Here is a 13,305-nt window from a genome sequence, read left to right as displayed (position 1 = left end):
GGATCGACTCTCTTCACATTCAGCCGAGCTGTTTGATAAGCAAAAAAGGACCCATCCTCTATGGATAGACCCTGTTTGCCTGAAACATCAGTGCTTTATTATTCTGTTAGCGGCAAGCTTGGTACCCCGTTCAAATCCAGGCCGGCAAACTGCCCTTTTTCATATTTGATGAAGCCTGCTGCTGCAATCATTGCCGCATTGTCCGTACAAAGCGTGAAGGGTGGAATGACAAGCGGGACACCTTCTGCCTGGCATCGGGCTTGAAGCCGTTCCCGCAATCCCCGGTTGGCTGCCACACCGCCAGCTAAAAGCACTTGCTTCGCTCCGAATTCACGTACAGCCCGCAACGTTTTTTCCACCAATACCTCGGTTACCGAGTCTTGAAAGCTGGCAGCCAGATTGGCAGGCTCAATCGTCTCTCCCCGTTGCGCCGCATTGTGGAGCGTATTGAGTACAGCGGACTTCAAACCGCTGAAGCTGAAATCGTATGAGCCTGCCTCCAGCCATGAACGAGGAAGCGGTACATTTGCCTTCCCTTCGTGAGCGAGCCGGTCAATATGCGGTCCTCCCGGATAAGGCAGATGCAGTGCACGCGCCACCTTGTCATAGGCCTCTCCGGCAGCGTCATCACGCGTCTCGCCTAAAATTTCAAATTGGCCGTGCCCCTTCATCCACACCAGCTCGGTATGGCCGCCTGAAACGACCAATGCAATCAAAGGAAAATTCATTTCCTCAACTAAACGGTTTGCATAAATATGACCCGCAATATGGTGGACGCCAATCAACGGAATTCCTCTTGCCAAAGAGACGGCTTTGGCTGCCGCGACACCGACCAGAAGTGCTCCTACGAGCCCCGGACCGTATGTTACGGCAATCGCTTGAATATCGTCCAGTGTCTTGCCTGCTTCCGCCAAAGCCTCTTCAATGGTCAGTGTAATATTTTCCACATGCCTGCGGGAGGCCACTTCCGGCACGACTCCGCCGAAACGCTTGTGGATATCGGCTTGGGAGGCAATCACATTGGATAGGACCGTTCGACCATCACGAACCACAGAAGCGGACGTCTCATCGCAACTGGTCTCAATACCGAGAATATAGGTTGGAGCACCCGACTCCTTGTGTGCCTGATAAGCTTCCTGTACGCGCATATCGTAGCGCGAGGTGTATGTCTTGTTCATTACAGTGTCACCCACATTATTATTGCGTCCTCGTTATTATCCGAATAGTATCCTTTTCGTACTCCATGCTCCTTGAATCCGAGCTTGATGTACATACTCCGCGCCACCGCATTGGAAGTTCGCACCTCCAGTGTCATGCTTTTGGCGCCAAACGTTCTGGCTACAGCCATCATCTTGATCATAAGTCCCAATCCGATTTTTTTTCCTCGAAACAGGGGATGGACAGCTACATTGGTAATATGAGCCTCGTCAAGCACGATCCACATGCCACAGTAGGCGACAATCCGATTCTGGTGAACGACGACCACATAACGGGCATTCGGGTTTTTCGTCAGCTCGTTGACGAAAGCGTCGTGCGGCCAAGGAGTGGTAAATGACAACCGCTCCAGCTCGGCAACTGCCCCGACATCCTGCATGGTCATAAAGCGGTATTCCAATTCTGTTGGTTGTATCATATGATTACTCCTTTACAAAAGCCCCCTGCTTTTGGGCAAGCCACTTCGCTTCTGCCTCTGCCAATTGAAGATATTCAGGGACCAATTCATGCGCATTCCCGCCATCTTGCAGCTTCTTCATCGCCAGGAATCCAATGTGAGCGGCACGCGGATGATTGGAAGCGGGAGAGGCAAAACGCGCCTGCTCACCCAGCTCCTGTACAATTGACGCCCGATGAATCCGAACGTCTTCCCCCAGAAACAAGATAGGCTCTCCCTCTGCCTGGTCACGAAGATGTGGCAGCCATTCCTGTAGCAGAATTATTTTTTCGTTTTCACACGCTCGGACAGACTCCATGTCCTCTGTCCGGTAACACCCCGTATAAACCTGACCTCTACGCGCATCAAACAACGGCACGATCATTCCCGGGAATCCGAGTGCATTCATGGCAACTACTTGCAAGCTGGAAATCCCAATAACCGGAATGCTGAGGGACCACGCCATGCTCTTCGCCGAAGCCACTCCGATCCTTACACCGGTATAGGAACCAGGGCCATTGGCTACGCCCAATCCACTCAGCATCTCTGGCGAAGTCCCTGTGGCGTCCAGCAGTTCATTGACACAATCCATGAGACGGATCGAATGGTTTTTTTGCTGATTCGTTGTCATCTCTGCGAGGACCCGGTTTTCCTCAACAACAGCTACACTTAATACCAGATTGGACGTATCAATCGCCAGTACACGCATCAAAATCAAACTCCTCACACATATTCACATAGCGTGCTCCTTGTGGCACCAGCTCGATTGTACGTTCTTCTGCTCCTTCTGTTCGCAAAAAAACAGTCAGCCGTTCCTCGGGAAGCACGTCCTCAATTAAGGAAGCCCATTCGACCACGCAGACTCCCTCGCCAAAAAAGTAATCGTCGAGCCCGAGCGAATCAGCATCATCGCCCACCCGATAAACATCCATATGGTATAACGGCATACGCCCCTGATATTCTTTTATGATGGTGAATGTCGGACTGTTCACCACTTGGGAGATGCCCAGTCCTCGTCCCAATCCTTGGGTGAACGTGGTCTTGCCAGCACCCAAATCGCCTTCCAGCGCCAAAAAGTCGCCTGGCTGCAGCTGCTTTGCCAAACGCTCTGCAAAACGCTGTGTTTGTGATGTCCCTGCGAGCTTCCAAGTATATGCCATGTTATTGTTCCACTCCTCACCCACGCTGCCCGAAATGATTAAAACCTGCTTTGGGCAGTGGAATTTGCACTCCTTCCCGCAAAAGGGAAAGGGATGGCACTTTGGCTTGTGCTTGTGCCTCTACCCGACCAATTACTGAAAACGGAATGTCATTTGCAGCAAACTGCTTCGCTACCTCGTCGACACGGCTTGCTTCCAATGTGCCGACGAGTTGGTAATCTTCCCCTCCGTAAAAAGCCCAATCCAAAGGGTCCTTGTTTATGTGCGAAGCATAGGCGCGAACATCTTCCCTGATAGGAATTTGCTGTGGATCAACGGTAATTGCCACCTGACTGGCTTCTGCGATCTCCCACAGTTCCGATGCCAGACCATCACTCACATCATTTAACGAACTGCAAGCCTTCGATGCCAAAAGCAGCCTGCCTGCCATGACTTGAGCCTGCGGACGTTGGTGAGCACACGCCAGCTCTCTCCACTCAGGCGGTATGCTTCCTGCGTCCTGTTGCTGCAAGAGCAGGTGAAGTCCCGCTGCCGAACTGCCTACGTGCCCGGTCACAAATACGATCTGCCCGACTGCTGCCTGTGAGCGACGAATCGCCCTGCCTTTTTCCACTTCCCCGAGCACAGTCACTGACAAATGCAAGGCATCAGGAGCAGAAACGGTATCTCCGCCGATTACACGCACACCATACAACTCACAGGCATGATAAATGCCATCGTAGATCTGTTGACATTCCTTTGGCGTCCACTGTGGAGGGACTGCGATACTGACAAGGGCGTAGCGAGCGTACCCACCCATTGCAGCCACATCGCTCACGTTGCTCATAACAGCCTTATAACCGATATCGCTCGGATTCATTGTTTTCTTTAAAAAATGGATGGTTTCCACCATGGCATCGCAGCAAGCCACCACTTCCATCTCCGGTGCTGGCGTAAAAACGGCGGCATCATCCCCGAGCCCGACGGTCAAGCCGTCTCCTTCCTGTCCGTTCGAACGACTCGTCCATTGCCGGATCAGGGAAAATTCATCATGTGCCACCTCAAACGCTCCTTTATCGCATAGTGAGTTCATTATACCTCTGCTTTCAAAAGACGTGCAAGAAAGCCCCGGCATACGGTACCTCAGGGCTCGAGTATCTCTTTTATTTCCCGCAGCGCCAGCTTTCCACTGCAGCGTCCACAACGGTATTTCGCTGGATTCATTTTGCGTTTGCGCTTGTAGCTCATGCCACATTCCCGGCAAACAAGCTCATAGCGATACGGCAAGCTCGTCCGACCGTTGCCTACTTGCTGACAGTATCGACTTCCTCCGACCTGTTTAAGCAAAACTTGAAAATCACGATCAGCGTGACGGTATCCCCGCTTTGCCAGATGCAGATGATAATGGCAAAGCTCATGCTTAATGATCGCAGTCAATTCTTCCAGCCCGTGCTCCTTTAGATGGCGAGGATTGAGCTCGATGTCGTGCGAGCGAAGTAAGTATCGTCCGCCCGTTGTACGCAATCTGCTGTTAAAGCGGGCCTGATGGCGAAAGGGGGTGGCAAAAAATTGGCTGGAAATCTCCTCAACCAGTATTTGCAATTCCTGATCGGTCATCTCATCTCCTCCGCTTCTCTACCCTCTCACGATAGCAGTTCTTGTTGAAAAGTGCCAGACAGATAGGCTACACTGGGTGGAAGAAAAGTAGAATGGTGGAGGAGTTTATGCGCTATTTGATGTTGCAAGAAAGCGCTGGGCTGAATTTTGTCGCGCTGCCCGAATCGCATATGTACCAATTGATTGCTCTTTTCAAGAGACTACATAAGGAAATTGACAAATTGACAATTTCGGACCGACCTGAACTTCCAACTGTCCTGGCTGAATGCTCCGATCTTGAACTACTGGGAAGTGAGCTGTCCATCGTGGAGGGGCTTGACTACGTAAGTCAGCTAGAGCGCCGCTTCGCCTCCTTGCAGGAGAGCGAGTATCCGCTCATCTCCCTGTTGACAGAGATTCGTGCCTTGCAGGCACAACTGGAGTTTTTGACCGAGGAAGAGTAAGTTTTTTGTAAAATAGGTACCTCTTGTTCGTCCTTTGCATACATTGCCTATAGACGAATAACTCCAGGAGGTACCTTCATGCCACAATGGATGCGTAGGCAATTGCAGCGTGCCTTCATTGGGAAGGATGTTCGGCAAATTCGTTTGTTGAACAGTTGTTGGTTCCTATATTGGGAAAAACATGGCGGCCGTCCACAGTAACAGGGAGGCCGCCTTTTTGTTGTGTTCAAATTCATGTTTTGACGATTATGCTTCCGTTGGGGCAATCATCGTCATTCCGACACGTTGGCGCTTCTCATCAATCTCCACTACCCAGACGTCTACAATATCGCCTACTGTGACCACATCAAGCGGATGTTTGACAAAGCCTTTTTTCAAGCGAGAAATGTGCACCAGACCGTCATTTTTCAAACCAATGTCCACAAATGCACCGAAGTCTACGACGTTTCGTACCGTCCCTTGCAGCTTCATCCCCACACTGAGGTCAGACAATTGGAGTACATCACTTCGCAAGAGTGGCTTAGGAAGCTCATCGCGAGGATCGCGCCCTGGGCGCAGCAAGCTCTCCACGATGTCCAGAAGAGTCGGCTCCCCAACCCCTAGTTGTCCTGCCGTTGCAGCCACATCCAGAGCCTGCAGACGCTCTTTGCACTGCTCGCTGCCAATCTGCTCTGGCGCAATGCCGATCATCTGCAGCAGCTTGTGGGTGGCATCGTATGACTCCGGGTGAATCGGTGTCTTGTCCAGAGGATTGGTTCCATCGCCAATACGCAGGAAACCGATGCATTGCTCATACGTTTTAGCTCCGAGACGAGGTACTTCCTTTAGCTGAGAACGCGAAGAAAACTTGCCGACCTCTTCCCGCTTTTTCACAATATTACCCGCCACCTGACGACTGATACCCGACACATATTGCAAAAGGGAAGACGAGGCCGTATTGACGTCGACACCAACGTGGTTAACCGCCGATTCGACGACAAACTGCAGGCTGTCTGCCAGTCTGGACTGGGAGACATCGTGCTGGTATTGGCCTACCCCTACTGATTTCGGATCAATTTTGACCAATTCAGCCAGTGGGTCCTGCAAGCGGCGAGCAATCGACGCCGCACTTCTTTCCGCCACATCCAGATCAGGAAACTCTTCCTTGGCGAGTGCAGAAGCTGAATAAACAGATGCGCCTGCTTCATTGACGATGATGTACATCACGTCCTGCTTTAGTTCCTTCAATAGTGTGGCAATAAACTGCTCTGTCTCCCTTGACGCCGTTCCGTTACCGATTGCGACGACCGTAACGTCATAGGCAGCAATCATCTGTTTGACCTTGGCTGACGCCTCTGCCACCTTGTTTGCCGGCGGGGTCGGATAAACGACTGCTACCTCTAGGAGCTTGCCTGTTTCATCCACCACAGCAAGCTTGCAGCCTGTCCGGAATGCCGGGTCTACTCCCAATACTACTTTACCCTTTACTGGCGGTTGGAGCAGCAGGTTGCGGAGGTTCTCCGAGAAAATGTGGATGGCACGCTCTTCGGCTACTTCTGTCAGCTCTGCGCGTACTTCCCTTTCGATGGACGGCGCAATCAGGCGTTTATAAGCGTCCTCTACAGTCGAATTCAGGAAAGATCGCACGACAGTCTCGCGAGCAATGACCCGTCTTTCTATCCATGCGAGTATTTCCGGCACAGGAGCTTCCACCGCTACCTTGAGGATACCCTCGCTCTCTCCTCGATTGATCGCCAGAACTCTATGCGGCACTACTTTTTTCAACGGTTCACTGTATGCATAATACATTTGATAGACATTTTTTTCGTCGGCTTCTTCCGCTTTTTGTTCGGACACGAGCAATCCCTTTTGCATGGTGCGCTCGCGTACCCATTGGCGAATATCCGGGTCGTCGGAGAGCTGCTCGGCCACGATATCCATCGCTCCTTGCAAGGCTTGTTCTACCGTTTCGACTCCTTTTTCCGGATTCACATATTCCTGTGCTACTGCTTCGGGATCTCCTGTTTTCGGCAAGCTAAGCAGGTAATTCGCCAGCGGCTCCAAGCCTTTTTCCTTTGCCATCGTGGCTCTTGTACGCCGTTTTTGGCGATAGGGACGGTAAAGGTCTTCTACTTCCTGTAATTTCGTCGCACGTTCGATTGTCTGTTTCAGTTCTTCTGTCAGCTTTCCTTGTTCCTCGATGAGACGTACTACTTCCTCTTTGCGTACTGACAGGTTGCGCAAATAACGAACGCGCTCTTCAATGGCTCGAATTTGTGTTTCATCCAGTTGACCGGTCATCTCTTTTCGATAACGGGCAATAAAAGGGACGGTATTCCCCTCATCCAAGAGAGCAATCGTGCGTTCCGCTTGATGAGGTTTAACACCCGTATCCTGGGCGATTGTCTGGATCATCAACGTTAGCTCCATACATTTCCTCCTGCGCTCGTACTTCGCCGTTTATTGTACCATATTTGCTAGCAAGGTCTGGAAAAGGGAAAAGAAAAAAAGGTGCCTGCAGACACCTCTCCTAGCTCTCCTCACGTTACCGTTTCCAGATGTTCTACTCGCAACGCCTCGCGCAGCTTCACCAATGCCCTGCGCTGGAGCCTGGAAATATGCATCTGAGACATCCCCATTACATCGCCTGCCTGCTTCTGGCTCAAGTTTTGGTAAAAAGTTAAATGGATGATTTCTTTTTCACGCTTGTCCAGTACAGTCAAGGCACGGTCCAGCATCATGTGTTGTTCTACTTGATCGTATCCGACTTCCGGCGAGCCGACCAGGTCGAGCAGCGTAATCGTATGTCCATCATTGTCAGCTTCCAATTCACTATCCATGGAAAGCGAGTGGTAACTTCGCCCCATCTCCAGTGTCTCCAAAACCGCTTCTTCTGTCACACCCAAGCGATGGGCAATATCGGAAATTTGCGGCGATCTTTGCAGTTGTGTCGTCAATTCATCGACGACGCGCTTGATTTTTGGACTGAGCTCTTTTACTCTCCTCGGAACATGGACACTCCATGTCTTGTCCCGAATATAACGTTTGATTTCTCCCACGATGGTAGGTATGGCAAAGCTTTCGAAGCTCCTTTCAAAGGAAGGATCAAATCGGCGCAGTGAAGCAAGAAGGCCAATCATCCCTACTTGAACCAGATCCTCGTGCATGATTTGCCCACGGACAAATTTTTTGGCCAATGTCTCTACCAGAGGAGTGTAGGCCCTCACCAATTGTTCCTGCAGGTGTGTTTGCCCGGTTTGCCAATATTGGTGGGTAAGTTCCTTTAACTCCTCCGCGCTATACTTCTGTTTTCGAGATTGTCCAGTCATCGCCAGCCACCCCATCTCGCCGAACGTACTTGATCATGGAAATTGCCACACCGGAGTCAGAACGAATCACAACTTCATCCATAAGCGTGTGAATCAGATAGAGACCCAGTCCCCCCTCTTCTAGATCGTCAATGTCCCTCCCGGAATAGAGAGGAGTCAGCAGCTCGGGCATAAACTCCCCCGTAAAACCCACTCCCTGATCGGTTATTACAATGACCAAGCGATCCGGATATACCTGGCACGCCATGTGGATTGCGCCGGGCTCATCATCTCTCCTATAGGCATGTTTCACAGCATTGGTGCAGGCTTCTCCCACCGCCAGCTTGATGTCTTCAATCTCTTCGTAGGAAAAACCCATGCGATTCGCTACACCGGATACTGTCAGACGAGCCACACCGAGATACTCCGTCTGGCTAGGAAAGGTCAACCCAATCACGTCTGCCTTAGGTCCATTTTGACCCATTACTCGCTCTCTCCTTTGCGGATGGCAATATGTTCGTATAAACCAGTAATGCGAAACAGCCTTTCCACGCGAGGGGACAACTTTGTTACCTCAAGGGTACAAGCCGACTGCTTGCACGCTTTCATGACTGCGATGAAAATTCCTATTCCTGTACTATCCATATACTCTACCGCTTCCAAATTGACGGTTATCAAGGCCGTGTCTGGCTGATTGACAAGGGACATCAGTGTTTCTTTTACTTTCATTCCTGTAAAAGCGTCAATATCTCCACACAATGTTACTTGATGCTCTTTTTCATTTTGGATTGTTTCAATTGTCAGATCCATCCTTAGCCTCCCTCCCAGCAATGCTTTCGTTTCTTCGTAGTACGATCATGGTGTAATCATCTGGCAGTTCAAACCGGGAAAGCAGGAGCAGTTTACTGTAGAGAGCATCTGCCAATTGCTGCGCTGATCCGCCTACCTCTGCCTGCAAATAGGATACAAGCTCATCCCTTTGCAAGTAGCATCGGTTAATTTTACGTTCCGTTACACCATCAGTCAGAAGAATCAGAACATCGTCTTTCTCTAGTTGTATTTCCTGTTCTTCGTATTGGGTATCTGGACATAGCCCCAGAGCCGCACCTTGACCTTCGAGGTCGTAAAACCGGCCTGTTTTCGCCCGGTAAAGAAACCCCGGTTCATGCCCTGCTACTGCATAGCGAAAGCGATGAGTATTCGTATCGTAACTGCCGAGCAGCATGGTGACAAACATGCTGGGATCAATGTTGCGTTCTACGACCCGGTTTAGGTGACGAAGCATATCGTCTGGCCCCAGCATGATTTCTCCCAGACTGTCCATCGCGTATTTGACCATGGACATGCACATCGCTGCCGGTATACCTTTACCCGTGATGTCGGCAATGGTGAGGGAAAATCGCTGGTCGTCGTGGGAGATAAAATTGTAGAAGTCGCCGGAAATTTGGTTGGCTGCAACGCTGACCAAGCCAATATCCACACTCGGATATACGGGAATTTCGCGTGGCAATAAGGTCTGCTGCATCGCGGATGCCACGGCAATTTCCGACTCCATCTGCTGGTGCCTGCTTTTCCAGCTATTCACAGACCTGTGCTCAATTCCGTATTCAATCATGACTTCGGTCAGAATGGAGAACGAAGCACGCACAAACTCTGGTACCTCCCCCAGTTTTTCCAGTGCTCTGCCGTGCAAGTCAGTTAGTTCTTCTGGCGATATCTCTCGTGATAGAAGCCATTTCCCTAACTGCTGCGCTCCGTAAAGCTGGTCTTCCCCTTGGCCACTCAGGTAATCCCGAAGAATTTTCACGTACTCTTCTTCTAAGCCCCGGGCTACCATTTCCCTTCTCCACCTTCCTCTGGTTGGTTGCGCCACTTCACGACGACGACGCGGGTGCCTTCTGACGGAGAGCTCTGGATATCGAACTCATCCATCATGCGTCTGACCCCGGGCAGCCCTGCTCCGAGCGCGCCGGAAGTAGAGTAACCGTCTTCTAAAGCCTTTCGGATATCATGGATCCCTGGTCCAGCATCAACCGCTGTCAGCTGCAAGCCAACATTTCCGTTGTGCTCAACTGGTGATATGGTGATCGTTCCCACGCCTGCGTACAAATAAATATTGCGAGCCAATTCTGAAATGGAGGTGGCGATTCGGGACTGCATGATTGTGCCAAAGCCAAGCTGTCTCGACATGTTTCGGCCCACTTGTCTTGCTGCCACAATGTCCGTCTCTTTTTCAATGTTGATTGTCTCAGGGTAACAGCACTGCCACAATCAAAAAAACCCCTTCCGCCCTCACTTGGTAGGTAGATATCAACTACTCACTGGTACATAAGTGAGCTTGTAAGGAGGTGCATTCGTCTCCCCCACTTTAAGTAGCTAGTCTCCTGCGCCGTTATACATGAATCCGAAGAGAGATTTTTCTCCACCTCGGAATATAAAGCAAATCGTGTCACATTTTGTCTATAATTCTCCTCGAATCAATTCGCTATTGTCGCAGCAATTCCCTGCCCTCAATGCAAAAAAACCACTTGTTTCACTCAAGTGGCTTTTCCTCTCCAAAGGCATGATCCATTTTTAAAAATCAATAAGTCCCAAACTGATTTGCAGGGATTCATTGACCCGATCCATCATCTCATCATCAAGATGGGTTATCTTATCGGTCAGCCGTTGTTTGTCAATGGTTCGAATTTGTTCCAACAGAATGACGGAGTCACGATCAAATCCATATGTTTTTGCGTCAATCTCAACATGCGTAGGCAATTTTGCCTTTTGTATCTGCGCCGTGATGGCTGCGACGATGACCGTCGGACTAAATCGATTTCCAATGTCGTTTTGAATGACTAAAACAGGCCGCACGCCTCCTTGCTCAGAACCAACGACCGGTGACAGGTCCGCGAAAAAAACATCGCCGCGTTTGACAATCATTGGTCACACCCCGCTAACTAAGCGGACAAGAGTATGGTCAGCCTCTTCTTCAGCGCCAAAAGCCTCCGATGCCATTTTCAGATTGATCTTAGCCATTTCCATGTAGCCTTTTTGCATCGTCTCACGGATCGTGCGTTTCTTGCGCTCCTTCAAATACAAATGCATCGCCTGGCGAATGAACTCGCTGCGATTGGATTTTTCCTTTTCAATGACGCCATCCACTTCTTGAAGCAAGTGTTGTGGCAAACTGATCATGATGCGTTTCGTGTTTGACTTCGACAAGACAAATCCACCTCCAACCATGACCGTAACTTCCATCCGCTACGATTGTTCTACAGATAGAAACCATCAGTATGAACAATACCATTATGTCGAAACCATTGCAAAAATATACCTGTCCGTACGCTCTCAAGCAAAACGGTCATGACCGTTTTGTAGACCGCCAAGCAGTCACATCTACCTTTCATGAAAAACACCGAGACGTTTTTCTCAGAAATAGCCTGTTTTGCGCTTAACTAGTATTCGCGCTTCCTGTTCGAATTCCTGCCTTTTTTTATTGCTAGTTATTTACATCTTTCCAGAGGAGCATGCTTCATCGTAAGCGGGTGAAAAACTCCGACCTCTTCTCCACTCTGAAAGTAGACGCGAGGAATGCGGTAATTCAGCATGCACGGCACCTCATAATTAATAGTTCCAATCAGTGCCGCTACCTCATCCAACGAGATTTCCTCATCACCCTGTTTTCCGTACAGGACAATCTCGTCATTGACCTGCCCCGCTCCCGGCTCCAGCCGTACCATCACTTGATCCATGCAGACCCTGCCGACAATGGGCACACGTGTACCATTGTACAGGGCCTCCCCACGATTGGACAACAGACGCGAAAAACCATCTGCATACCCGATCGGAAGTGTCGCTACCTGTTCACCAGGCTGGGCGCAATATGTCGCACCATAGCTTACCGTGAAAGGTTCAGTAGCCGTTTTCACATGAGCAATCCTGGTTTTTAACGAAAGGGCCGGAACAAGCGATACATCCGCACGCTCTTTCATGTATGGCGAAGGATACAATCCGTATAAACCTATGCCCAAACGGATGCTATCATACCCCCATTCGGGAAAAGCAATCGCAGCAGCCGTATTGCAGCAGTGAATCATGGGCAGCTTTTTGCCTGCATGACGCAAATCCTGCAAAAAGGCTTGAAACGTTTCGTGTTGTCGTCGCGCATGGGTGGTGTCTGGTTCATCTGCACAAGCAAAGTGAGTGAAAATGCCAGTCCAGGTCAGCTTGGGAGAAGCTTCGAGCGTGGAGACTACCCGCATCAATTCTTCTGACGTCCGAACCCCCAGCCTGCCCATCCCTGTATCGGTTTTTATATGAACACCGACAGCTTCTAGACCAGCCTGTTGCAAAAATTCATTGGCGTGGATCATCCAGTCGCTATTGTAAGCGGTCAATTCTACACGCAGCCTGCTGGCGATCTCTACCGACTCGGCAGGTGTGTACCCGAGAACCAGGATCGGGGCCTCAATCCCTGCCTCCCGCAGTATGATTGCTTCATCCAGCATAGCTACCGCGAGCGAATTCGCTCCACTGGCCAGTGCTTCTTTACCCACATGGACAGCTCCATGGCCGTATCCATCTGCCTTCACCACTGCCATAATGCCTGTGCTTTTTGGCAAGTGGCTTCGGAAGGTCTCGACATTGGTCCGGATGGCGTCCAAATCAACCTCAACCCAAGTGTCACGACAAAACGGTTTCATTCTTATCTCCTCTTGTTCCCTTTTTTATAGTAAAACAAGCGCTCATTCAAATGGCTGAGGAACTCCCTTGAAACCATCAACGATTCTTTCTTGCCCGCTAGTCTGTAAAAATGACGCCCTTCGGCAATCTGCTCTACCTCCGACAACGGATAGCTGGTTTCTTTCCCAGACATCGTGATAATCAAATGGGTTTTCGTCAGCTTGTACATCGGGCGTAAAGTCGACTTGTACAAAAATGGTGCCAGACCAACGACAGCAATCGCAATAGCAAAGGCAAGCACCTTGAACGCCGTGTTATTGCTTGGAAGAATCTGCGCAAGAATCATCATACCCAATACAAAGGCAATTGTCTCGCTAATGCGCATTCTCCATGTTTTACGCAAAAGCATGTCCTTGTACGTGGATTCTTCCTGATACAAAACATCGGTAGTCGGTTTTTTCATGTAAAGCATGCCACCTCAATACGATATAAGTTACTCT

18 protein-coding genes are annotated in these 13,305 nt (G+C 50.1%); 2 read left to right on the top strand and 16 right to left on the bottom strand.

Annotated features, from left to right (window positions below):
* Positions 1 to 98: 98 nt before the first annotated feature.
* The 6 genes from tsaD to ACIFQN_RS26100 form a co-directional block, all read right to left on the bottom strand.
* Positions 99 to 1,178 carry a tRNA (adenosine(37)-N6)-threonylcarbamoyltransferase complex transferase subunit TsaD gene (tsaD, locus tag ACIFQN_RS26125; RefSeq protein WP_429835960.1) on the bottom strand — a complete coding sequence of 360 codons (1,080 nt, stop codon included), beginning with the start codon at positions 1,176 to 1,178 and terminating at the stop codon, positions 99 to 101.
* A complete protein-coding gene (gene rimI, locus ACIFQN_RS26120; protein WP_429835959.1) occupies positions 1,178 to 1,633 on the bottom strand; it encodes a ribosomal protein S18-alanine N-acetyltransferase in 456 nt (151 codons plus the stop codon). Before rimI ends, tsaD begins: the two co-directional genes overlap by 1 nt.
* A 4-nt stretch (positions 1,634 to 1,637) precedes the next feature.
* Positions 1,638 to 2,360 (bottom strand): tRNA (adenosine(37)-N6)-threonylcarbamoyltransferase complex dimerization subunit type 1 TsaB, encoded by a 723-nt coding sequence (gene tsaB / locus ACIFQN_RS26115; RefSeq protein ID WP_429835958.1) that lies wholly within the window; start codon positions 2,358 to 2,360, stop codon positions 1,638 to 1,640.
* Positions 2,341 to 2,811, bottom strand: coding sequence for a tRNA (adenosine(37)-N6)-threonylcarbamoyltransferase complex ATPase subunit type 1 TsaE (tsaE, locus tag ACIFQN_RS26110; RefSeq protein WP_429835957.1), 471 nt, complete (start codon positions 2,809 to 2,811; stop codon positions 2,341 to 2,343). The genes tsaB and tsaE overlap by 20 nt, the downstream gene beginning before the upstream one ends.
* 16 nt (positions 2,812 to 2,827) lie before the next feature.
* Positions 2,828 to 3,850 (bottom strand): thiamine-phosphate kinase, encoded by a 1,023-nt coding sequence (gene thiL / locus ACIFQN_RS26105; protein WP_429835956.1) that lies wholly within the window; start codon positions 3,848 to 3,850, stop codon positions 2,828 to 2,830.
* Positions 3,851 to 3,933: 83 nt separating this feature from the next.
* Positions 3,934 to 4,407, bottom strand: coding sequence for a SprT family protein (locus ACIFQN_RS26100; protein WP_429835955.1), 474 nt, complete (start codon positions 4,405 to 4,407; stop codon positions 3,934 to 3,936).
* A 107-nt stretch (positions 4,408 to 4,514) separates the two neighbouring features.
* On the opposite strand from ACIFQN_RS26100, the gene ACIFQN_RS26095 reads away from it, so the two are divergent.
* The gene (locus tag ACIFQN_RS26095; protein WP_429835954.1) at positions 4,515 to 4,850 is read left to right on the top strand and encodes a hydrolase/acyltransferase; all 336 of its coding nucleotides are present in this window, start codon (positions 4,515 to 4,517) and stop codon (positions 4,848 to 4,850) included.
* A gap of 78 nt (positions 4,851 to 4,928) precedes the next feature.
* Positions 4,929 to 5,051, top strand: a complete 123-nt coding sequence (gene cmpA / locus ACIFQN_RS26090) for a cortex morphogenetic protein CmpA (RefSeq protein WP_003389777.1) — start codon at positions 4,929 to 4,931, stop codon at positions 5,049 to 5,051.
* Between the two features lie 45 nt (positions 5,052 to 5,096).
* On the opposite strand, the gene ACIFQN_RS26085 is transcribed toward cmpA, so the two are convergent.
* From ACIFQN_RS26085 to ACIFQN_RS26040, 10 genes are all read right to left on the bottom strand, one after another.
* Complete coding sequence (locus ACIFQN_RS26085; protein WP_429835953.1) at positions 5,097 to 7,259, bottom strand: Tex family protein; 2,163 nt, start codon at positions 7,257 to 7,259, stop codon at positions 5,097 to 5,099.
* 110 nt (positions 7,260 to 7,369) lie between these two features.
* Positions 7,370 to 8,158 (bottom strand): RNA polymerase sigma factor SigB, encoded by a 789-nt coding sequence (gene sigB / locus ACIFQN_RS26080; RefSeq protein WP_429835952.1) that lies wholly within the window; start codon positions 8,156 to 8,158, stop codon positions 7,370 to 7,372.
* Positions 8,127 to 8,621 (bottom strand): anti-sigma B factor RsbW, encoded by a 495-nt coding sequence (gene rsbW / locus ACIFQN_RS26075; protein WP_429835951.1) that lies wholly within the window; start codon positions 8,619 to 8,621, stop codon positions 8,127 to 8,129. Before rsbW ends, sigB begins: the two co-directional genes overlap by 32 nt.
* Positions 8,621 to 8,947 carry an anti-sigma factor antagonist gene (locus tag ACIFQN_RS26070; RefSeq protein WP_429835950.1) on the bottom strand — a complete coding sequence of 109 codons (327 nt, stop codon included), beginning with the start codon at positions 8,945 to 8,947 and terminating at the stop codon, positions 8,621 to 8,623. Before ACIFQN_RS26070 ends, rsbW begins: the two co-directional genes overlap by 1 nt.
* Entirely contained in the window at positions 8,931 to 9,974 is a 1,044-nt protein-coding gene (locus ACIFQN_RS26065) for a PP2C family protein-serine/threonine phosphatase (RefSeq protein WP_429835949.1), read from the bottom strand. The genes ACIFQN_RS26070 and ACIFQN_RS26065 overlap by 17 nt, the downstream gene beginning before the upstream one ends.
* The gene (locus tag ACIFQN_RS26060; protein ID WP_429835978.1) at positions 9,968 to 10,327 is read right to left on the bottom strand and encodes an anti-sigma regulatory factor; all 360 of its coding nucleotides are present in this window, start codon (positions 10,325 to 10,327) and stop codon (positions 9,968 to 9,970) included. The genes ACIFQN_RS26065 and ACIFQN_RS26060 overlap by 7 nt, the downstream gene beginning before the upstream one ends.
* A gap of 384 nt (positions 10,328 to 10,711) precedes the next feature.
* Positions 10,712 to 11,062 (bottom strand): type II toxin-antitoxin system PemK/MazF family toxin, encoded by a 351-nt coding sequence (locus tag ACIFQN_RS26055; RefSeq protein WP_005830205.1) that lies wholly within the window; start codon positions 11,060 to 11,062, stop codon positions 10,712 to 10,714.
* A 3-nt stretch (positions 11,063 to 11,065) separates the two neighbouring features.
* The gene (locus ACIFQN_RS26050) at positions 11,066 to 11,365 is read right to left on the bottom strand and encodes a CopG family ribbon-helix-helix protein (RefSeq protein ID WP_429835948.1); all 300 of its coding nucleotides are present in this window, start codon (positions 11,363 to 11,365) and stop codon (positions 11,066 to 11,068) included.
* Positions 11,366 to 11,625: 260 nt separating this feature from the next.
* The gene (gene alr, locus ACIFQN_RS26045; protein ID WP_429835947.1) at positions 11,626 to 12,825 is read right to left on the bottom strand and encodes an alanine racemase; all 1,200 of its coding nucleotides are present in this window, start codon (positions 12,823 to 12,825) and stop codon (positions 11,626 to 11,628) included.
* Between the two features lie 2 nt (positions 12,826 to 12,827).
* On the bottom strand, positions 12,828 to 13,268 hold the full coding sequence (locus ACIFQN_RS26040; protein WP_429835946.1) for a hypothetical protein: 441 nt from the start codon (positions 13,266 to 13,268) through the stop codon (positions 12,828 to 12,830).
* Positions 13,269 to 13,305 lie beyond the last annotated feature (37 nt).

The sequence above is a fragment of the Brevibacillus sp. NRS-1366 genome (genome assembly GCF_050467985.1).
Note: the sequence above shows the minus strand (reverse complement) of the source record. Positions and strands in the feature narration are given on the sequence as shown.

What these genes read in the sequence shown, in the direction of transcription:
- tsaD (WP_429835960.1), bottom strand. Translation starts at nt 1,178, where the DNA reads ATGAACAAGACATACACCTCGCGCTACGATATGCGCGTACAGGAAGCT.
- rimI (WP_429835959.1), bottom strand. Translation starts at nt 1,633, where the DNA reads ATGATACAACCAACAGAATTGGAATACCGCTTTATGACCATGCAGGAT.
- tsaB (WP_429835958.1), bottom strand. Translation starts at nt 2,360, where the DNA reads ATGCGTGTACTGGCGATTGATACGTCCAATCTGGTATTAAGTGTAGCT.
- tsaE (WP_429835957.1), bottom strand. Translation starts at nt 2,811, where the DNA reads ATGGCATATACTTGGAAGCTCGCAGGGACATCACAAACACAGCGTTTT.
- ACIFQN_RS26100 (WP_429835955.1), bottom strand. Translation starts at nt 4,407, where the DNA reads ATGACCGATCAGGAATTGCAAATACTGGTTGAGGAGATTTCCAGCCAA.
- ACIFQN_RS26095 (WP_429835954.1), top strand. Translation starts at nt 4,515, where the DNA reads ATGCGCTATTTGATGTTGCAAGAAAGCGCTGGGCTGAATTTTGTCGCG.
- cmpA (WP_003389777.1), top strand. Translation starts at nt 4,929, where the DNA reads ATGCCACAATGGATGCGTAGGCAATTGCAGCGTGCCTTCATTGGGAAG.
- ACIFQN_RS26085 (WP_429835953.1), bottom strand. Translation starts at nt 7,259, where the DNA reads ATGGAGCTAACGTTGATGATCCAGACAATCGCCCAGGATACGGGTGTT.
- sigB (WP_429835952.1), bottom strand. Translation starts at nt 8,158, where the DNA reads ATGACTGGACAATCTCGAAAACAGAAGTATAGCGCGGAGGAGTTAAAG.
- rsbW (WP_429835951.1), bottom strand. Translation starts at nt 8,621, where the DNA reads ATGGGTCAAAATGGACCTAAGGCAGACGTGATTGGGTTGACCTTTCCT.
- ACIFQN_RS26070 (WP_429835950.1), bottom strand. Translation starts at nt 8,947, where the DNA reads ATGGATCTGACAATTGAAACAATCCAAAATGAAAAAGAGCATCAAGTA.
- ACIFQN_RS26065 (WP_429835949.1), bottom strand. Translation starts at nt 9,974, where the DNA reads ATGGTAGCCCGGGGCTTAGAAGAAGAGTACGTGAAAATTCTTCGGGAT.
- ACIFQN_RS26060 (WP_429835978.1), bottom strand. Translation starts at nt 10,327, where the DNA reads ATGTCGAGACAGCTTGGCTTTGGCACAATCATGCAGTCCCGAATCGCC.
- ACIFQN_RS26055 (WP_005830205.1), bottom strand. Translation starts at nt 11,062, where the DNA reads ATGATTGTCAAACGCGGCGATGTTTTTTTCGCGGACCTGTCACCGGTC.
- ACIFQN_RS26050 (WP_429835948.1), bottom strand. Translation starts at nt 11,365, where the DNA reads ATGGTTGGAGGTGGATTTGTCTTGTCGAAGTCAAACACGAAACGCATC.
- alr (WP_429835947.1), bottom strand. Translation starts at nt 12,825, where the DNA reads ATGAAACCGTTTTGTCGTGACACTTGGGTTGAGGTTGATTTGGACGCC.
- ACIFQN_RS26040 (WP_429835946.1), bottom strand. Translation starts at nt 13,268, where the DNA reads ATGAAAAAACCGACTACCGATGTTTTGTATCAGGAAGAATCCACGTAC.